The organism is Leptospira idonii (assembly GCF_004770995.1).
Taxonomy (GTDB): domain Bacteria; phylum Spirochaetota; class Leptospiria; order Leptospirales; family Leptospiraceae; genus Leptospira_A; species Leptospira_A idonii.
The window spans coordinates 32,887-51,964 of sequence record NZ_RQHW01000023.1; the positions used below are offsets into that span (position 1 = coordinate 32,887).

General features: G+C 42.6%; 16 protein-coding genes. 13 read left to right on the plus strand and 3 right to left on the minus strand.

What is annotated here, in order from left to right:
- Positions 1 to 61 precede the first annotated feature (61 nt).
- A complete protein-coding gene (locus EHS15_RS19085) occupies positions 62 to 220 on the minus strand; it encodes a hypothetical protein (protein WP_167884175.1) in 159 nt (52 codons plus the stop codon).
- A 197-nt stretch (positions 221 to 417) separates the two neighbouring features.
- Between EHS15_RS19085 and hrcA the strand changes: the two genes are divergently transcribed.
- The 12 genes from hrcA (at position 418) to EHS15_RS06690 (ending at position 16,876) form a co-directional block, all read left to right on the plus strand.
- Positions 418 to 1,449 (plus strand): heat-inducible transcriptional repressor HrcA, encoded by a 1,032-nt coding sequence (gene hrcA / locus EHS15_RS06635; RefSeq protein WP_135759774.1) that lies wholly within the window; start codon positions 418 to 420, stop codon positions 1,447 to 1,449.
- Positions 1,450 to 1,462: 13 nt separating this feature from the next.
- Positions 1,463 to 2,032 carry a nucleotide exchange factor GrpE gene (grpE, locus tag EHS15_RS06640; protein WP_135759775.1) on the plus strand — a complete coding sequence of 190 codons (570 nt, stop codon included), beginning with the start codon at positions 1,463 to 1,465 and terminating at the stop codon, positions 2,030 to 2,032.
- 27 nt (positions 2,033 to 2,059) lie between these two features.
- Complete coding sequence (gene dnaK, locus EHS15_RS06645; RefSeq protein ID WP_135759776.1) at positions 2,060 to 3,997, plus strand: molecular chaperone DnaK; 1,938 nt, start codon at positions 2,060 to 2,062, stop codon at positions 3,995 to 3,997.
- 30 nt (positions 3,998 to 4,027) lie between these two features.
- On the plus strand, positions 4,028 to 5,149 hold the full coding sequence (gene dnaJ, locus EHS15_RS06650) for a molecular chaperone DnaJ (RefSeq protein WP_135759777.1): 1,122 nt from the start codon (positions 4,028 to 4,030) through the stop codon (positions 5,147 to 5,149).
- A gap of 25 nt (positions 5,150 to 5,174) precedes the next feature.
- Positions 5,175 to 6,137 carry a Gfo/Idh/MocA family protein gene (locus tag EHS15_RS06655; RefSeq protein ID WP_135759778.1) on the plus strand — a complete coding sequence of 321 codons (963 nt, stop codon included), beginning with the start codon at positions 5,175 to 5,177 and terminating at the stop codon, positions 6,135 to 6,137.
- Entirely contained in the window at positions 6,137 to 6,700 is a 564-nt protein-coding gene (locus EHS15_RS06660; RefSeq protein ID WP_135759779.1) for a YqgE/AlgH family protein, read from the plus strand. The genes EHS15_RS06655 and EHS15_RS06660 overlap by 1 nt, the downstream gene beginning before the upstream one ends.
- Positions 6,701 to 6,803: 103 nt before the next feature.
- Positions 6,804 to 7,571, plus strand: coding sequence for an SDR family NAD(P)-dependent oxidoreductase (locus EHS15_RS06665; RefSeq protein ID WP_135759780.1), 768 nt, complete (start codon positions 6,804 to 6,806; stop codon positions 7,569 to 7,571).
- Positions 7,572 to 7,783: 212 nt separating this feature from the next.
- A complete protein-coding gene (locus EHS15_RS06670) occupies positions 7,784 to 9,208 on the plus strand; it encodes a circularly permuted type 2 ATP-grasp protein (RefSeq protein ID WP_135759781.1) in 1,425 nt (474 codons plus the stop codon).
- A gap of 13 nt (positions 9,209 to 9,221) precedes the next feature.
- Positions 9,222 to 10,190: an alpha-E domain-containing protein gene (locus EHS15_RS06675; RefSeq protein WP_135759782.1), complete on the plus strand. Its 969-nt coding sequence runs from the start codon at positions 9,222 to 9,224 to the stop codon at positions 10,188 to 10,190.
- Between the two features lie 4 nt (positions 10,191 to 10,194).
- A complete protein-coding gene (locus EHS15_RS06680; protein WP_135759783.1) occupies positions 10,195 to 13,446 on the plus strand; it encodes a transglutaminase family protein in 3,252 nt (1,083 codons plus the stop codon).
- 12 nt (positions 13,447 to 13,458) lie between these two features.
- The gene (locus EHS15_RS06685; RefSeq protein ID WP_135759784.1) at positions 13,459 to 15,993 is read left to right on the plus strand and encodes a circularly permuted type 2 ATP-grasp protein; all 2,535 of its coding nucleotides are present in this window, start codon (positions 13,459 to 13,461) and stop codon (positions 15,991 to 15,993) included.
- A complete protein-coding gene (locus EHS15_RS06690; protein WP_135759785.1) occupies positions 15,986 to 16,876 on the plus strand; it encodes a transglutaminase family protein in 891 nt (296 codons plus the stop codon). The genes EHS15_RS06685 and EHS15_RS06690 overlap by 8 nt, the downstream gene beginning before the upstream one ends.
- A gap of 9 nt (positions 16,877 to 16,885) precedes the next feature.
- On the opposite strand, the gene EHS15_RS06695 is transcribed toward EHS15_RS06690, so the two are convergent.
- Positions 16,886 to 17,248: a Spx/MgsR family RNA polymerase-binding regulatory protein gene (locus EHS15_RS06695; protein ID WP_135759786.1), complete on the minus strand. Its 363-nt coding sequence runs from the start codon at positions 17,246 to 17,248 to the stop codon at positions 16,886 to 16,888.
- A gap of 50 nt (positions 17,249 to 17,298) precedes the next feature.
- Between EHS15_RS06695 and EHS15_RS06700 the strand changes: the two genes are divergently transcribed.
- Positions 17,299 to 18,390: a UDP-N-acetylmuramate dehydrogenase gene (locus tag EHS15_RS06700; RefSeq protein WP_135759787.1), complete on the plus strand. Its 1,092-nt coding sequence runs from the start codon at positions 17,299 to 17,301 to the stop codon at positions 18,388 to 18,390.
- 41 nt (positions 18,391 to 18,431) lie between these two features.
- Here the strand turns inward: EHS15_RS06700 and EHS15_RS06705 are convergent, their stop codons facing one another.
- Entirely contained in the window at positions 18,432 to 19,040 is a 609-nt protein-coding gene (locus EHS15_RS06705) for a uracil-DNA glycosylase family protein (protein WP_135759788.1), read from the minus strand.
- Positions 19,041 to 19,078: the final 38 nt, after the last annotated feature.

Sequence of the window (19,078 nt, forward strand, 5' to 3'; positions counted from 1 at the left end):
CGAACATCCACTATCAGAGCTTTCCGAGAGGAAATGCACTATCGATCCGACCAGGCGTTTGCTATAGGTGAAAAGTAGGGATGCAGATGGTAAGAGATCTAGCAGCTGTGGAAGGAACCTTGATGATGAATTCCTGCCCCCATAAAGTAAGTGCTTGGAATCGGAACTCATGAAAATTCGATTCTTTGGCAAAAACGATCCGCGCCTCCCCATCTGACAAAGAAATTTACGAATCTCCTTTCAGCAAAAGAACGAAAATTGCGGATATTATGTCCCTAAAATAGCAGTTTTTTATAGAGACTGCTAAAATTGAGTCCATTTTTTCTGAACTTACTTGACCTATATCTCCATTTTGCTAAACTTTTAGTATAGTTTAGCACTCTAAGGAATAGAGTGCTAAAGAAACTGAAGAAGTATATGGATCTTTCTCCCCGACATAGAGTTATCTTAAAAGCCCTGGTCGAAGAGTTCGTCTCTGACAATCGCCCGGTAGGTTCGAAAACACTATCGGAGAAATATGAAATCGGTCTCTCTCCTGCGACCATCCGCTCTTCTTTGGCGGAATTGGAAGATATGGGATTTGTGGTAGCTAGGCATACATCCGGCGGCCGCGTTCCTACGGAAACAGGGTATCGTTTCTATGTGGATAGTTTGGTGACTCTTTTCGAGCTCACCATCAAAGAGAAACAAAGAATCCAAGAAGAATACTTAAAGATGCAGTTTCGTTTGGACCAAGTCCTTGTGGCGACTTCCAAAGTTTTAGCATCTCTTTCTCAAAGTGCCAGTGTGGTTTTGGGACCGGAAGGCTCTTTGGACACTTTGAAACATATCGAACTCATCCACGTAAACGGCGGAGAAGTTTTGATGATTTTGGTGATGCGGTCAGGTACCGTTTTGAACCGAAATATATTTTTCGATTATCATATCTCTCAAGAGACTTTATATCAAATTTCCCGTTATATGAACGATAACGTGAAAGGGTTCGATGTTCATGAAATCCAGAACAATCTGATCCCTCAAATGATGATGAAGAAAGACGGACCGGAAGGTTTTTCCGTTTTCGCTCCTTATATCGCCAGAGGAATGGCGAGCGACAGTTTGGCGGGAGACAATTTATATATAGATGGTTTGAAACATCTATATGAAAACTTCAGAGATGAAGAAGACAGATTGGAGAACATTCTGCACCTTTTCGATGAAAAGGATTTTTTACGCAATTTTTTCACTCAATACGTTCCAATGGACGGAGTATACACCATCATAGGAAAAGACGGAGATACTAAGTTAGGTGGTGTAACCATCATAGCGACAAACTACCGTATGGGTGAAAAAAGAATCGGTTCGATGGGAATCATCGGACCTCAGAGAATGAATTACAACAAAGCACTTCCTTTGTTGGAATTCACCTCGAAATTAGTTTCTGAAATGATCACAAAACTAAGTCGTTAATATAGGAGGAGAAATGGCAGAAACCAATGAAACAATAGAACAGGAAGATTCCCAAACAAAAGACAACGGGGCCATTTCCGAAGAAGCAGCTTCATCTGTTCCGGAAGGTTTGGAAGCCGAGTTGGATAAGGCAAAAAAAGAGATCGATACTTTGAAAGATTCCTGGCTGAGAGAAAGAGCCGAGTTCCAAAATTACAAAAGAAGAACTGCGAACGATCTGCTCAATGCCCGCAAAGATTCGATTAAAAAATTCGCAGAAGGTTTGTTAACTCCTCTTGATAACTTGGAAAGGGTTACGAATGTGAATAATCCTACTGCGGAAGTAAAAGCCTTCGTAGACGGAATCTTGATGATTCAAAAAGATTTTATTTCCGTTTTGGAAAGGGAAGGAATCAAACGTTTGGATCCGAAAGGGCAGCCTTTTGATCCAATGATTATGGAAGCGATTGTTTCCGAAGAGAGTGCGGAATATACGGAAGAGACTGTGATCGAAACGTTCCAAATGGGTTATTTCCATGAGGAAGGGGAAACGAAACAATCGATCCGCCCTGCACGAGTGAAAGTGGGAAAACCGCAAAGTTAATTATACAATAAGGTCAAGGAGAAGACTATGTCTAAGGAAAAAATTATCGGAATCGATTTGGGAACAACAAACTCTTGTGTTGCTGTTATGGAAGGTGGAGATCCCGTAGTGATTCAAAACTCGGAAGGAGCCAGAACCACTCCTTCGATCGTAGCCTATACTGCAAAAGGAGAAACAATTGTCGGTCAATTTGCAAAGAACCAGGCAATCACTAACGCAGTAAATACGATCCGCTCCGCAAAAAGATTCATAGGCCGCAGATTCAACGAAGCGGGCGACGAATCCAAAATGGTTTCTTATAAAGTGATTCGTGCAGGAAACGACGGAGTTAAATTCGAAACCGTCGCAGGAGAGTTCACTCCTCAAGAAATTTCCGCTCGTATCCTTCAAAAAATGAAAAAAACTGCGGAAGACTTTCTCGGTCATGAAGTGAAAAAAGCGGTAGTTACCGTTCCTGCTTACTTCAACGACGAACAAAGACAAGCGACGAAAGACGCAGGTAGAATCGCAGGATTAGAAGTAGAACGTATCATCAACGAACCTACTGCTGCCGCTCTTGCTTACGGTTTCGACAAAAAGAAAACCAATGCAAAAATCGCAGTATATGACTTAGGTGGGGGAACTTTCGATGTTTCCATCCTCGAGTTGGGCGACGGAGTATTCGAAGTAAAATCCACAAACGGAGACACTCACCTTGGTGGGGACGACTTCGACAATACTGTAATGCAGTGGATGATCGATGAGTTTAAAAAACAAACCGGCATCGACATTTCCGGCGATAAAAACACAGTACAACGTTTGAAAGAAGCCGCTGAAAAAGCTAAGATCGAATTGTCCGGAACATCTTCCACACAAATCAATCTTCCTTTCATCACTGCGGATGCATCCGGCCCGAAACACTTGGATATGACTTTGACTCGTGCGAAGTTCGACGATATCACTAAGTCTCTTGTGGAAAAAACACGTATTCCTTGCGTAAACGCTCTTCGTGACGCGGGTCTCAGCGCCAGCGAAATCGATGAAGTGATTCTAGTGGGAGGATCCACTCGTATCCCTGCGGTGCAGGCACTCGTAAAAGAAATTTTCGGAAAAGAACCGAACAAATCCGTGAATCCGGATGAAGTTGTGGCAGTAGGTGCTGCGATCCAAGGCGGGGTCCTTGCAGGAGATGTAACAGATGTTCTACTTCTCGACGTAACTCCTCTTTCTTTGGGAATCGAAACTCTCGGCGGTGTGATGACGAAACTCATCGAAAGAAACACAACTATTCCTACAAGAAAATCACAAGTGTTCTCAACTGCGGCGGACAGCCAAACAACTGTTTCCGTTCACGTTCTCCAAGGGGAAAGAGAAATGGCGAGTTACAACAGAACTTTAGGCCGTTTCGATTTAGTGGGTATTCCTTCCGCACCTAGAGGAGTTCCTCAAATCGAAGTAACTTTCGACATCGATGCGAACGGTATCGTTCACGTATCCGCAAAAGATTTGGGAACAGGTAAGGAACAAAAAATTCGTATCGAATCCTCTTCCGGACTTTCCGAAGAAGAAATCAAAAAGATGGTTAAGGATGCGGAAGCAAACGCTGAGACGGATAAAAAAGCCAGAGAAGCAGCGGATACTAAAAACGAATTGGAATCCATCGTTTACCAATTGGAAAAAACGGTAAACGAATCCGGTGATAAATTGGATGAATCCGAAAAACAACGTGCTCAAGACGAAGTGAAACGCGGTCGTGAGGCGATGGAATCCGGCGATTTGGAAAGAATGAAAGCCGCTCGCGATTCTATCCAACAAGTAGCGATGCAGATCGGTCAAAAAATTTATTCGCAAGGCGCTCCAGGAGCGGAACAACCTAACCAGGAAGCAGGTGCGGGAGCATCCGGCTCTGCGAACGGAAATTCTGCGGGAAGCGGTGAGAAGGTAGTAGATGCAGACTACACCGTTGTGGATGAAGACAAAAAATAAAACGGATAAAAGATAAAAAGAAGTAAGATTATGAGCGACCGCGGTTACTACGAAGTATTAGGCGTTTCGAAAGGTGCTTCCGATGATGAAATCAAGAGCGCCTATCGTAAGTTAGCCATTAAATATCACCCTGATAAAAATAAGGGGGATAAGGAAGCTGAGGAAAAATTCAAAGAAGCTACGGAAGCGTACGAAGTGTTACGTGATCCGCAGAAACGTGCTGCTTACGATCAGTACGGCAAAGCAGGCGTAGGCGCAGGAGGTCCTGGATTCGGACAAGGCGCTTACACCGATTTCTCCGACATCTTCGGTGATTTCGGAGATATCTTCAGTGAATTTTTCGGAGGCGGAGGTGGTGGAAGCCGCGGTGGTTCTAGAAGATCCGGCCCGCAAAGAGGGTCGGACTTACGTTACAATTTGGAAGTGAGCTTGGAAGATGCCGCTCTTGGAAAAGAATATAAAATTGAAATTCCAAGATTGGAAACTTGCGTAGACTGTTCCGGTTCGGGAGCATCCAAAGGGTCTTCTCCTACCGTCTGCCCTGATTGCAGCGGAGCGGGACAAGTCAGAAGAACCCAAGGTTTTTTCAGCGTCACTACCACTTGCCCTCGCTGTAAAGGAAAAGGAAAAATCATTTCCAACCCTTGCAAGACATGTAAAGGCGAAGGTTTAACAGAGAAAAGACGAACAATTCATATTAAAATTCCGCCGGGAGTGGAATCAGGAAGCAGATTGAAAGTTTCCGGGGAAGGAGAATCCGGCCCGAACGGAGGTCCGAACGGAGACCTTTACGTAGTCACTCACATCAAAAAACATCCTGTGTTTGAAAGACAAGGAAACGATTTGATCGTACAAAGATCGATCAGTTTGTCCATGGCTTGTTTAGGCGGAGAGATTGAAGTTCCTTCTATCGACGGAAAAACCATTCAATTGAAGATTCCAGAAGGAACCGAAAGCGGACAAGTCTTCCGTTTGAAAGGACACGGTGTACCATATCTAGGTTCTTACGGAAAAGGCGATCAACATGTGATCATCCGGGTAGAAATTCCTAAAAAATTGACTAAAAAGCAGAAGGAACTTTTGGAAGAATTTGCAAGAGAATCCGGCGAAAAGGTCGGCACTGCGGGAAAATCTAAGTTGTTTTTCCGTTAAGAGAACCGAGGATTGAGATATATCTATGGATAAAAAAGTCCGCCTCGGAGTCATCGGTACGGGCCATATGGGCCAATACCACGTCAATGTTGCTAAAATGCTATCGGATGCCGAACTTGTAGGTATCTACGATGCAAGCACGGAAAGAGCAACTCAAATTGCAGAAAAACATAAAACCAAAGCTTTTGCTTCGGAAGCCGATTTGTTTAAAGAAGTGGATGCGGTCATCATTGCCGCTCCAACTTTTTTACATCACAAAATCGCAAAACAAGCATTATCTGAGAAGAAACATGTTTTAGTTGAGAAACCCATCTCTCAAACGGTGGATGAAGCGCGTGAGCTTGTAGATCTTGCGAAAAAAAACAATTTGGTTCTGCAAGTCGGCCACGTAGAAAGATTCAACGGCGCCGTTTTGGAATTGGGAAAAATCGCGGAACAACCTCTTTTGATCGAATCCAGAAGAATTGCACCGTTTAATCCGCGCATATCGGATGTGGGAGTCGTTTTGGATATGATGATCCACGACATAGACATCGTGATGAACTTGGTGAAGTCGGATGTGGTGGAAGTGAAGGCGACAGGAGCCTCCATCATTTCCGCTCATGAAGATGTTGCCAGCGTCGTATTGAAGTTTGCAAACGGATGTGTTGCCAGCTTGAATGCTTCCAGAGCGTCCCAAGCTAAAATCAGAACATTGAATATCTCTCAAAAAGATTCTTACGTATTTTTGGATTTTACGAACCAGGAAATCGAGATTCACAGACAGGCGAGTTCGACGACTCAATTGGGATCCGGTGAAATTAAATACAGACAAGAATCGATCGTTGAAAAAATCTTCGTTCACAAAGATAATCCTTTGAAGCAAGAACACGAACATTTCGTCAAATGCATCAAAGGCGAATCGGAACCGATGGTAAAAGGCGAATCCGACATTCGTACTTTAGAAGTTGCATACAGAGTATTGCAGCAAATTGGAGAAAATAAATAATGATAGAAGTTCCGGGATCGACTCGCGGCAAATTACTCATTTCCAACTCAAGTGTGATCCAGGACTTTTTTCATAAATCGATCGTTCTTATGGTCGATCATGATGCGGACGGTGCTTTCGGTTTGGTGTTGAATAAACCCACCAACCAAACCATGGAATCTCTGATCAAAAATCTTCCTGAAACGGTTCATTCCAACAAACAAATCTATAACGGTGGTCCTGTGGACAATATGTTCGTAACCATCGTTCATAATCAGAAATCTTCCGCAGACCCCGGCGTTGAAATCATTCCTGGAATTTATATGGCCAGAAGTTTCGATACTATGGTGGAGATCCTTCAATCCAAAGACGCCAAGTTCCGCGTATTTCAAGGTTATGCGGGTTGGTCTTCCGGCCAGTTGGAAAGCGAATTCGAAAAACTTTCCTGGGTGGTGAACGAAGTGTCCGAAGACATCGTTTTTAAGGAAGATGAATCCGAATCCTTATGGAAGGATGCATTACGTAGTAAAGGTGGGATCTATAAATACTTTGTGGAACACACAAAAGATCCTCTGCTAAATTAAGTTTTCCTAATTTGTCGTCCGGTTTTTCCGAAAATTTTACAGATTTGACTGGACGACTTTTTTTCCCTGCAATAATCTCAGATACAATTCGGATCTCATATTCATGAAGCTGGAATCCAAAAAAGTAGTTCTCACTGGTGCTTCTTCCGGCATCGGAAAATCGATTTTGGAAAGGCTTCTGAAAGAAGGAGCCCTGGTAGTTGTGGGGGATCTGAAACCCGAATTAATCCCCGATCATTCCAACCTTCATAAATTTAAAATCGATGTCAGCAAACCGGAAGAAGTAGATCGACTCATTGAAGAATCCATCGAGATTCTAGATAAGATCGATGTTTTCATCGCCAATGCTGGGTTTGCTTATTTTGAAAAAATACAGAAGGAAGATTGGCAAAGAATCCAAAACATCTTTGCTACCAATGTTTTTTCCCCTATTTACACTGCGGAAAAATTAACCTCTCTGCTTCCCAAGGGAGTTCACATCATAATGACGGCTTCCGCGATGGCGCATCTTCCTTTGCCAGGTTATGCGCTCTATTCCGCAACTAAGGCAGCAGTGCATGCGTTTGCGGATGCGTTCCGTTTCGAGATGGGAAAAAACTTCCGATTAACGGTTGTTTATCCTATCGCGACAAAAACCCGTTTTTTTTCCGAGGCCGGAAGTTCAGTGCCGGTTCCTTGGCCGGCGCAGGAGCCGGAACAAGTTGCCAAAAAAATAATCCGTGCTATACTTCATCCTAGGAAATCGGTGCATCCATCGCTTCGTTTCCGCACTCTCTTGATTTTAGATCGTTATTTTCCGATTTTTTTCACGATTTACCGGTTTTGGCAGAATTATCTCTTCCAAAAATGGCAAAAATCGAAAGAAAATTAAATCAAAGGTTTTCCTTTGATTCGGTCGTCTAAGCATTTTGCTTAGATACTGGTCATGCTTACGCTCCCATTTTTATCTCTGTACAGTTTCTACGCAAAATTCGGAAAGGAATAGATTCCGATTATGTCTAATCCCTTTCTACTCGTTCCACAAGCGAAATGTTTATATTGGTACGAAAATTGCTTCTAAATTAAGCAAAGGAAGTAGGCGCTATGTTTATTGCAGACTATGACACGAAGAACGTTTACGATGAGATGTTTTCCAAAGAAGGCAGTGCTCGCAAAAGTTATCATTTCTTAAAAAGTAAAATGGAAAGTTTAGGCGGAATCGAACTCATCAAAAGAAGTTCTTCCGCCGAAAAAGCCCTGCTTTCTTTGGGAATCACCTTTACCTTGTATGGTGACGGAGAGCAGCAAGAACGTATCATGCCGTTCGATGTGATTCCTAGAATCGTTCCTAGCGACGAATGGGTTCGTTTGGAAAAGGGACTCGCTCAAAGAATCCAAGCCCTCAATTTATTTCTGCAGGATATCTACGGGGAGGGAAAAATTCTAAAAGATAAAATCATTCCCGAGGAAATCGTTTTATCCAGCACAGGTTATTTAAAACAGTGCATCGGCTTGAAGCCGCCTAAAGGAATTTGGATTCATATCACAGGAACCGACTTGGTGCGAGACGGAGAAGGTGCTTTCCACGTATTGGAAGACAACCTTCGTTGCCCTTCCGGAGTTTCTTATGTTTTGGAAAACAGGGAAGTGATGAAAAGAACCTTTCCTGAGTTATTCGATAAATTAAACATCCGTCAAGTTTACGATTATCCTTACCATCTTCGTTCCACATTGGAAAATCTAACGGATTCAAGCGATCCTGTCATTGCGGTATGGACGCCTGGAGTCTATAACTCCGCTTATTACGAACATTCTTTCCTTGCGCAAAAAATGGGTGTGTATCTTGTAGAAGGATCCGACTTGATCGTCGAAAACGATACGGTCTATATGAAAACCACTAAAGGTTTGAAGAAGATCGATGTCATCTATCGAAGAATAGACGATACTTTTATGGATCCAAGCGCCTTCCGTGAAGATTCTCTTCTGGGAGTAAAAGGAATTTTTGAAGCTTATAAAAAAGGAAACGTAGCTTTGGCAAACGCTCCAGGAACTGGAATTGCGGACGATAAAGTGATTTATTCCTTCGTTCCTCAAATCATCAAATATTACTTAGGTGAAGAGTCCATCATTCCTAATGTTCCCACATATCTTTGTTCCAACGAAAAAGATCTGAAATATGTGATCGAAAACATTCATAATCTTGTCGTAAAACCTGCGAACGGTGCAGGAGGATACGGAATGATCATAGGGCCCAAAGCTTCCAAACAAGAGCAGGAAGATTTCAAAGCATTGATATTGAAAGACGCTAGAAATTATATCGCTCAACCGGTTTTGAATTTATCCACAGTACCTACCTTGATTGCGGATAAAATCGAAGCAAGGCACGTTGATCTAAGACCGTTCATTTTGTACGGAAAGGACGTTTATGTGATGCCGGGCGGATTAACTCGTGTCGCTTTAAGAAAGGGTTCTTTAGTAGTCAATTCTTCCCAGGGAGGTGGTTCAAAAGATACCTGGGTTCTAGGATAAGGAAGGAGCTATTATGTTAAGCAGAGTAGCCGAATCCGTATTCTGGTTGAATAGGTATATCGAAAGAGCGGAAAACTATTCCCGTTTTATCGATGTGAATCATCAACTTTCTCTCGATTTGAATGACGATTTCCCGAACCAGTGGATGCCTTTGGTGCATACCACGGGTGATGCGGAGCAGTTCGAAAAAAAATACGAACTGGCTACTCCGGCTAACGTCATTCAGTTTATGACTTTTGACGATGAGAATCCCAATTCCATCTTCAATTGCCTTTCCCGTGCCAGAGAAAATGCGCGAACCATCAGGGAAAACATTTCCACTTCCATGTGGGAAGTGTTAAACGAGTTTTATCTTTTCGTAAAAGACTATCGTAAATCCTATCTTGAAAAACCGGAGAGTAGAGGAGAAGGTCTTTCCGTCGATCTTTCCGAATTTTTAAGTTATGTGAGAAAGAACTGTCAAAGTTTTTACGGATGTTCCGATGCTACCATTTCTCACGATGAAGTTTGGAGTTTTTCTTTACTTGGTCGGTTTTTGGAAAGGGCGGATAAAACGACTCGTATCTTGGATATGAAATACTTCATATTGCTTCCTTCCATACAGGATGTTGGTTCCACATTGGATCTTTTGCAATGGTTGTCTTTATTGAAGTCAGCATCTGCGCATGAGATGTACAATCGCAATTATAAAAGAGTGCATCCTACTGAGATCGCAGAGTTTTTGATTTTGGATCAGAACTTTCCCCGTTCCATCGTTTTCTGTCTGCAAGAGATGGAAGAAAGTTTAGAAAAGGTTTCAGGAACGAAGGAAGGTCTTCCTAGAAATTTGGCGCAGGATGCAACGACGACTTATCTGAACCGTTTACGTTCTGAGAACGTACATTCCATTTTCGACAAAGGCCTTCATGAGTATTTGGATGATATCCAAATCGAGCTGAATCGAATCGGTGCAAAGATTGTAGAAAGATTTTTTAGAAGCTAAAACTATGAGCATAAGAGTCGCATTAACACACATTACAACATATAACTACGATAAGAAGATACAACTGTCACCTCATGTGATTCGTCTGCGTCCGGCTCCTCATACAAGAAACCATATCGTTTCTTATTCCTTGAAGATACAGCCGGAAGAACAGTTTTTAAACTGGCAGCAAGATCCTTTCGGTAACTATCTCGCCAGATTGGTTTTCAACGAAAAAACCAGTTTGTTCCAAGTAGCTGTCGACTTAGTAGTCGATATGAAGGTGATCAATCCTTTCGATTTTTTTATCGAAGAAAAAGCGGAAAAGATACCTTTCGTATATGATAAAAATCTAAAGAAAGAACTAACACCTTACTTAAAACCTAAAAAACCGACTAAGTCCGTTTCCGATTATTTGAAAACGATCAATGTCACTCCCAGAAGAACGATCGATTTTTTGGTCGATCTAAACCAGAAGGTTTATAACGACATCGGTTATATCATCCGTATGGAACCCGGTGTGCAGACTCCCGAAGTCACCTTGAAAAAAAGAATCGGTTCTTGCAGAGACAGCGCTTATTTACTCGTTCAAATATTGCGTAACTTAGGTTTGGCGGCAAGATTCGTATCCGGTTATCTCATTCAGTTGAAGGCGGATGTGAAATCCCTCGACGGTCCTTCCGGAACGGATAAGGATTTCACCGATTTACACGCTTGGGCGGAAGTTTTTTTACCTGGTGCAGGATGGGTGGGACTTGATCCTACTTCCGGACTTTTTACCGGAGAAGGCCACATTCCTTTGGCGGCGACACCGGAACCAGAATCGGCAGGACCTATATCCGGTTTTGTGGAAAGAGCCAAAACCGAATTTTCTTTTCATATGGGAGTGGAGAGAATTCAGGAAACTCCTAGAGTCACTTTGCCTTATAAAGATGAAGATTGGCAAAGGATTTTGAATTTAGGGGAATCGATCGACAAACGAATTCGAAAAAACGATATCCGGCTTACCATCGGAGGAGAACCTACTTTCGTTTCTACGGAAAATAAAGATGCTCCCGAATGGAATTTTGATGCGTTAGGTTACGAAAAATATTCCAGATCCGAACAGTTGATGAAACGACTCAAGAATCATTATGCTAAAGGAGGAGTTCTTCAATACGGACAAGGAAAATGGTATCCAGGAGAACCGATTCCTCGTTGGGCGATGATCGCTTATTGGAGATTAGACGGAGAGAAAATCTGGGAATCTCCTCATCTTTTGGCGGATGATCGTTATACGGGTTCGGCCACTACGGAAGATGCTCGTAAATTCACAAGTGTTCTTGCGGCAAATATGCGTTTATCGCAAGAATTCATCCTTCCCGCTTATGAGGACAATCTGTACTATTTATGGCAGGAAGGAAACCTTCCCGATTCCGATGAAGAACTGCTGAAAGGTTTGGATCAATACAATAAGATGGAAAGAAAAAGAATTCTTTCCGTTTTGGAAAAGGGAATCAATCAGGAAGTGGGTTATACCATTCCAATCGAATACGATTCTTATCAAAAAATTTGGTACAGCCAGAAATGGGAATTCAGACGAAAAAAACTCTATTTGATTCCCGGCGATTCTCCTATGGGATACAGACTTCCTTTGAATTCATTGGGATATTCCAGTTTGTATCCTTATCAGGAAGATCCTGCTCTTTTGCGTCCTCCTCTTGCAAAAAGAAAAGAGCTGGAGCAGATCCGAGGTTTGCAGCCGCAGGTATCGTATAATGTAGGATATACGAATTATACGAAGAAAGCGATTTGTATCGAACCTAGAAACGGAAATTTAAGAGTATTTTTGCCTCCTATGCCGAATTTGGAAAGTTGGCTCGATTTGGTTTATCTGATCGAAAAAACTGCGGAACAAACGGATCTGCCGATCGTTTTGGAAGGATATGAAGCTCCTCAAGATTCCAGGATCAATCGTTTCAAAATCACACCGGATCCGGGAGTGATCGAAGTGAATCTGCATCCTTCCTTTTCTTTCGGCGAGATCGTGGAAAAGACGAAAACCCTTTATGAGGAAGCGGAACAAGTTCGTTTGACTGCCGAGAAATTTATGTTAGATGGAAGACACTCCGGTACCGGTGGTGGGAACCATATCACCGTAGGAGGAGCTTCCGTAAACGATAGCCCTTTCCTAAGAAAACCCGGTTTGCTTCGCAGTATGATCGCCTATTGGCAAAACCATCCAGGTCTTTCTTATTTATTTTCGGGTTTGTTCATCGGTCCCACTTCTCAGTCTCCTAGAATCGACGAAGCGCGTAACGACAGTTTGCATGAACTGAAGATCGCATTCCAACAAGTTGATTCCAGCAGATTCACTCCTCCTTGGCTGCTCGATCGTTTGTTCAGAAATATTTTGACAGATCTCACCGGGAACACTCATAGAACAGAGATTTCCATCGACAAACTTTTCGATCCAGGCTCTTATACGGGCCGATTGGGTCTTGTGGAAATGCGCGCCTTTGAAATGCCTCCTCATTACCAGATGAGTGTGGTGCAACAGGCTTTCGTGATGGCGGTTCTTTGTAAATTCTGGGAATCACCTTATTATGGTCAGCCGATCAATTGGAACACGGAACTTCACGACAGGTTCATGCTTCCTTACTTCGTGTATAAAGATTTTAAAGAAGTGATTCGAGATCTTCAAAATTCAGGATTTTCCTTTTTGGAAAAAGACTTTGATCCTTTCTTCGAATTCCGTTTCCCTCAATACGGAATCTCCTATTTGGATGGAATGCAAATCGAGCTCAGAATGGCTTTGGAACCTTGGAACGTTCTAGGAGAAGAAAACACTGCACAAGGGACTTCGAGAGGAGTCGATTCTGCAGTGGAGAGACTCCAAGTAAAAGTCACAGGGTTTCATCCGGATCGTTATGTTTTGAGCTGCAACGGGTACGAAGTTCCTCTACAATCTACCGCTTCTATCGGAGAATATGTGGCAGGAGTTCGTTTCAAGGCATGGGCTCCCGTGTTTACATTGCATCCACATTTACCTGCCCAACAGTCACTTGTGTTTGACATATATGACAAGTGGAACGATAGATCATTAGGAGGATGTACATATCATGTGTCTCATCCGGGTGGTTTGTCTTATTCCAGTTTTCCAGTGAACGGTTATGAAGCGGAATCCCGCCGCATTTCCCGATTCTGGACACATGGGCATAAAATAGGAAAATCACTTCCTCCGGTTCGATTAGAAAACAGAGGTTTCCCTTCGACACTGGATTTAAGAATGGTTTAGAATGTATTTAAAATGATGACTCAGGATCCGTACGTACTCACAAATAACTACCGTCCTCTTCCAGGCGTCTACGATGAGTTAATGGATGAGGAAGGGAACGTCCGTAAAAAATATAAGTTCCTTGTAAAATCATTTCAAGAGCTCGGTCCCGCCGAACTGATCAATCGCAGAAGGGATGCGGACAGAATTCTTCGTGAAAACGGAGTCACATATAACACATATCAGCCGGATTCTCCCGAAGCCAAAGAACGACCTTGGGATTTGGATTTATTTCCTTTGATTATGGAAAGTGAAGAGTGGAGGCTTTTGGAAAGAGGTCTCAACCAAAGAGCCGACCTTTTGGACAGTCTTCTTCGAGACTTGTATTCCAAAAGAAGAGTGTTGTATGAAAAAAAGATTCCTCCCGAGATTTTATTGAATTCATCTTCTTTCCTAAGGGCTTGTGACGGAATGTACGAGTCCAACCACTTTCTTGCGAGAAACCCCGCTCTTCTCTTTTTCGTATGCGATTTGATTCGTGCTGCGGACGGAAATTTTTACGTTCTCAACGACAGAGTGCAAGCACCTTCCGGTTCCGGTTATTCTTTGGAAAACAGAATCGTTCTTTCCCGCATTTTTCCCAGCATGTACAGGGATGCGATGGTACACAGAGTGGCTGTGTATTTCAGATCTCTTCGTAAAGCCCTGAATCAGCTATCGGGTGTTACAGGAAGAGAACCTGTTGTCGTTCTTCTCACGCCTGGTCCGAGCAATGAAACCTATTTCGAACATGCATACTTAGCCGGTTATTTGGGTTATACTTTGGTGCAAGGTGAGGATCTTACCGTTCGTAAAAACAAAGTTTTTATGAAGACTGTGGAAGGTCTCCAACAAGTGGATTTGATTTTAAGAAGGGTCGACGATGTTTTTATGGATCCTTTGGAGCTGAAAGGAGACTCTTTGTTAGGTGTTCCCGGTCTTTTGGAAGCAATTCGTTCCGGAAACGTGAAAGTAGCCAATCCGATCGGTTCTTCCTTTTTGGAAAACAGAGCCCTTCTTCCTTTTTATTCGGAGTTGTGTCGTTTTTACTTGGGAGAGGATTTGATCCTTCCTATGGCTCCCAGTTATTGGCTGGGAAATAGGGAACATCTTTCTTTGGTGATGGAGACTCCTGAAAAATTCGTTTTTAAGCCGGTTTCGAGAGACGATGAAGAAGAACCTACCACCTTTCTTGAGTTAAGTGGAGAAAGAAAAGACCTTTTTCTTAAAAAATTGAAGTTTAGTCCGAATCGATTCATAGCACAGGAAATGATTCCTTCCGCAACCGTACCGGTTCTTTCCGAAAACGGATTTCGTCCGGGAAGAGCGATTATGAGAACTTTCGTTACTTCTTCCGGAAGCGGATATCAAACGATGGCGGGAGGTTTGGTCAGAGTTTCCCCTTCGTTAGATGACTTTTTCGTTACCAGTCAAAGGGGAGCCTGGAGCAAAGATTTATGGGTTCTTGCTTCCGAGGCGCAAAAAGAGGAAACTCTTCTCGTTCCCAAGTCGGATCAAATTTCCATTTCCAGAAAAAGTTCCGGGGTGCCAAGCCGCGTTGCGGACAATCTGTTCTGGTTGGGGCGTTATTTGGAAAGAGGAGAAAACCAAGCTCGTATTTTCAGAGAAGCAACCTTTAAGGTCCTTCAAGTGGAGGAGAGTTATGAAAAAGAAGCGATTCATAACATCCTTCGCCTTGTAACTCATGTTACGAATTCTTATCCAGGATTTTTAGGGGATGATGCGAACGAATTGTTCTCAAATCCTTTCCGAGAACTGCAAAGACTGGCAACGGATAAGTTTTTGGTAGGAAGTTTGGCGTTCAATATCAAAGGTTTGGTGCATGCTTCCAAATCCGTCAGGGATCGACTGGCAGAAGATATGAAAAAGAACATGCTGAACTTGGAAGACAATTTGAATCGTCCAATCGAATCTTACGATGCGTTGATCGACTTCCTTCATAAAATCATTCTTAATCTTTCCTCGTTGACCGGTCTCTCCTTTGAAAACATGAGTCGGGAAGCAGGATGGTATTTTATGGAGTTAGGAAGAAGATTGGAGCGTTCCATCAATTTGATTCACACTCTTCAGGGAATCATCCGTTGGGAAGAATTCCAAGATAAATCTTCTTTCGAAAACCTTTTGAGAATCAACGACATTCGTATCACTTATAACAGACGTTATAGAGGAAGAATCGATCAGGAATCCGTTTTGGACATTCTTCTTTTCGATACTACGAACCCTAGGTCTTTGGCATATCAATTCGAACAGATGATGAATTGTGTTAAATTTTTACCCGGTAAAGAAGAAAAACAAACTTATTCCGAAGACCGCGCCGTTTTACAGCTTTATACTCATTTCAAAATGAAAGATATACCGATCCTTTTCAATACTCAGGAACCGCTTGCGAATGTTTCCGCTTGGTTGGATGAACTCCATAACGATTTAAGATCCGTGTCCGATGCGATTTCCATCCGTTACTTCAATTATGCGGAAGAACAAACAAGAATCGGAGATGGAAATGGCTGATTACAGAGTCATTCATAAAACGAAGTATGTGTATGAAGATTTGGTAGCATACTGCCATAATATGGCGCATATGTATCCTCTTACTTCCAGACATCAGGATTGTTTCCGTACACATGTTACGGTTCTTCCTAAACCGATCGTTTCTTCTTTTCGAAGGGATTATTTCGGAAACCAAGTGTTTTTATTTTCGGTAGAAGATCCTCACAAAGCTTTGGAAGTGACTGTGGAATCCACCATCCGTACACATAGTTCGGTAGGATACGATCACTCCAGATCCACTCCTTGGGAAGAGATCCGCAATATGGTGCAAATTTCCAGCTTAGAGCAGGATATCGCCGCCATAGAATACTTGCAGCCTTCTCCTTTCATTAAAGTCGCCGATCAGTATGCGGAATTCGGAAAACAATTTTTTGAACCGGGAAAACCGGTATTTCTCGGCGTATTACAGATGTCGGAATCGATCTTTAAAACCTTCAAGTACGATCAGAAAGCGACTACAATCAACACTCCTTTAGAACAAGTGTTAGTTGAAAAAAAAGGAGTCTGTCAAGATTTCAGTCATTTATGCATCTCCGCACTTCGTTCTTTGGGAATCCCTGCGCGATACGTAAGCGGTTATTTGGAAACACAACCTCCTCCTGGAATGCCTAAGTTGCAAGGATCGGATGCCACACATGCATGGATCTCCGTATATTGTCCCGATATGGGCTGGCAGGATTTCGATCCTACGAACGGAAAAATGATCACGGAAGAATATATCATCACCGCAATCGGAAGAGACTACTCCGACATATCTCCTCTTAAAGGAATTTTATTCGGAGGAGGAAAACATAAGTTGGTGGTGGAAGTCGATGTGTTGCGGGAAACGATCACCGACTTATAAAAAAGTTTTTTACTTCAGGGAACTTTTCCAATCTTCTTCTTTGAATCCTACTAAAACCAATTGATCGGAGATCACAAACGGTCTTTTGATTAGGTTTCCGTTTTTGGAAAGAGCTTTCAAAGCTTCCTCTTCTGAAATCGTTCCTAATTTTTCTTTCCAATTCCCTTCTCTGTAATCTTTTCCTGAGACATTGAATAGTTTTTTTATATCGCCTATCGTTTGTTTTGCTTTTTTCAATTCCGCCAGACTGGGGGGAGTCTCTCGAATCGGAAGAGAGTCGAAAGGGATTTTGTTTTTTTTCAGAAAACCCAATGCCTTTTTGCAGGTGCCGCAGCCGGAATACTCGTAAACTTTTAAGCCTGAATTCTTCATAAAACCTATTTTCTTACTTACTAAAATCTTCGCACCTGATTCTTAGAACTATGTTATTGGAAGAGAACGTTCTTCTTTCGGATTGGACCAGCTTTCGTCTGGGAGGAAGGGCGAAATATTTCGTTCGTGTCTCCGAGAAAGATGAATTATGGGAAGCGATCGCCTTTGCACAAAAAGAAAATCTTCCTTATTTTATTTTGGGAGGGGGCTCGAATACCATCGTTCCCGATTCCGGTTTTTCCGGTTTGGTGATCAAGATGGAATTTTCAGGAATCCGAATCTTATCCGAAGATCCTTCCGAAGGAACCGTCCTTGTAGAAGCAGGTGCGGGAGTTCCTTGGGAAAATTTCGTAAAGTTTACGATCGAACATTCTTATTCCGGTGTGGAATGTTTGTCCGGAATTCCAGGCACAGTAGGCGCCACTCCCATCCAAAATGTAGGCGCTTACGGACAAGATGTATCCGAAACGATTCTTTCTTTGGAAGCCGCTCATCCGAGCGGATCTCTCAGAACCTTCTCTCATCAGGAATGCGGATTCTCCTACCGCAACAGCCGTTTCAAATCGGGCGAATGGAAAGATTGGATCATTCTATCAGTAACCTTTCGTCTTTCCACCAAACAAGAAATTATCGCTAAATATCCTGAACTTCGTAAGGCTTGGGAAACAGCTAAACAGGAAAAAAAATCAGAAAATCTTTCTGGCCAAACAGAAAGAGATTCCGATTTACGAGAGTTAAGTGAAACAGTGATCTCTCTCAGAAAAAAAAAGTCTATGGTCATTGATCCGAAAGATCCGGAATCTATCTCCGCAGGTTCCTTTTTTACGAATCCTATTTTAACACAAAATGAATTGGATCATTTTACGAACCGATTGAAAGAGTTGAATCTTCAACCTCCCCAGTTTTTCCCGGATTCGGAAGGAAAAACGAAAATACCTGCCGCTTGGCTGATTGAAAATTCAGGATTTAATAAAGGTTATACTGTAAACGGAGTGGGAATTTCCAAATCACATTCTTTGGCTTTGGTCAATCGGGGGGGCACGACAGAAGCTCTTCTTTCTTTGATGGGATCCATCCTGCAAAAAGTGGAAGAAAAATTCGGAATCAAATTGGAAAGAGAGCCTATCCTGCTTGGCAGCTAACTTTAAAAAGCTGCATTTTGTTACCGATACTTTTTTTGTTTCTATGAATTCGGAAAACTTGATTTCCAAACGGGATGATTTCGAATCAATTCCAGAGATTCTTTGATTCTGCTTTTACCGATGGGGGAGTGATTCCATACGTTGAGTCCGGAAGGATGAGGAAGAGCGATCCAATCGAAATTCACACCGAACCATTTTTTACTTTGTAGACTTCCGGTTATCTCTTCCAATTTGAATTTTTCAGTTTCCAAAAGCTGAGCGATGGCAAGTTTCCCAATGGGTATGATGAGACCCGGTTTATGGAAGCGCACCTCGAACTCCAGCCAAGGGCGGCAATTTTCCACCTCTGATTTGTTTGGTTTTCGATCTCCCGATTTTGCCTTTCCAGGGAAACATCGACAAACCGCCGCCATGTTCACTTTTTTTCTGTATTCTTCTTCCGAGACATCGATCGTCGAAAACCATTGGAACAAGGTTTTTCCCGCTGTGTAGGCAAATGGACGACCTAACCTTTCTTCATGGACTCCGGGTGCTTGGCCGATGCTGATGATTTTCGACTTGGGGATACAGCCGTGTACGGGTTTTCCCTGCATATCGGGACATTTATTACAAGACAAAAGAGAGTTAATGTGCTCGTTTAAACTGGACATTCTCTAAAAAAGATTTGGTGACTACCGATACTCATTTC

Bases quoted from the DNA above. Each gene is read 5' to 3' on its own strand.
- dnaK (WP_135759776.1), top strand. From the start codon at position 2,060: ATGTCTAAGGAAAAAATTATCGGAATCGATTTGGGAACAACAAACTCT.
- EHS15_RS06695 (WP_135759786.1), bottom strand. From the start codon at position 17,248: ATGAAGAATTCAGGCTTAAAAGTTTACGAGTATTCCGGCTGCGGCACC.
- EHS15_RS06680 (WP_135759783.1), top strand. From the start codon at position 10,195: ATGAGCATAAGAGTCGCATTAACACACATTACAACATATAACTACGAT.
- EHS15_RS06670 (WP_135759781.1), top strand. From the start codon at position 7,784: ATGTTTATTGCAGACTATGACACGAAGAACGTTTACGATGAGATGTTT.
- EHS15_RS06655 (WP_135759778.1), top strand. From the start codon at position 5,175: ATGGATAAAAAAGTCCGCCTCGGAGTCATCGGTACGGGCCATATGGGC.
- EHS15_RS06660 (WP_135759779.1), top strand. From the start codon at position 6,137: ATGATAGAAGTTCCGGGATCGACTCGCGGCAAATTACTCATTTCCAAC.
- EHS15_RS06675 (WP_135759782.1), top strand. From the start codon at position 9,222: ATGTTAAGCAGAGTAGCCGAATCCGTATTCTGGTTGAATAGGTATATC.
- hrcA (WP_135759774.1), top strand. From the start codon at position 418: ATGGATCTTTCTCCCCGACATAGAGTTATCTTAAAAGCCCTGGTCGAA.
- EHS15_RS06690 (WP_135759785.1), top strand. From the start codon at position 15,986: ATGGCTGATTACAGAGTCATTCATAAAACGAAGTATGTGTATGAAGAT.
- EHS15_RS06700 (WP_135759787.1), top strand. From the start codon at position 17,299: ATGTTATTGGAAGAGAACGTTCTTCTTTCGGATTGGACCAGCTTTCGT.
- EHS15_RS06665 (WP_135759780.1), top strand. From the start codon at position 6,804: ATGAAGCTGGAATCCAAAAAAGTAGTTCTCACTGGTGCTTCTTCCGGC.
- dnaJ (WP_135759777.1), top strand. From the start codon at position 4,028: ATGAGCGACCGCGGTTACTACGAAGTATTAGGCGTTTCGAAAGGTGCT.
- EHS15_RS06685 (WP_135759784.1), top strand. From the start codon at position 13,459: ATGATGACTCAGGATCCGTACGTACTCACAAATAACTACCGTCCTCTT.
- grpE (WP_135759775.1), top strand. From the start codon at position 1,463: ATGGCAGAAACCAATGAAACAATAGAACAGGAAGATTCCCAAACAAAA.
- EHS15_RS06705 (WP_135759788.1), bottom strand. From the start codon at position 19,040: ATGTCCAGTTTAAACGAGCACATTAACTCTCTTTTGTCTTGTAATAAA.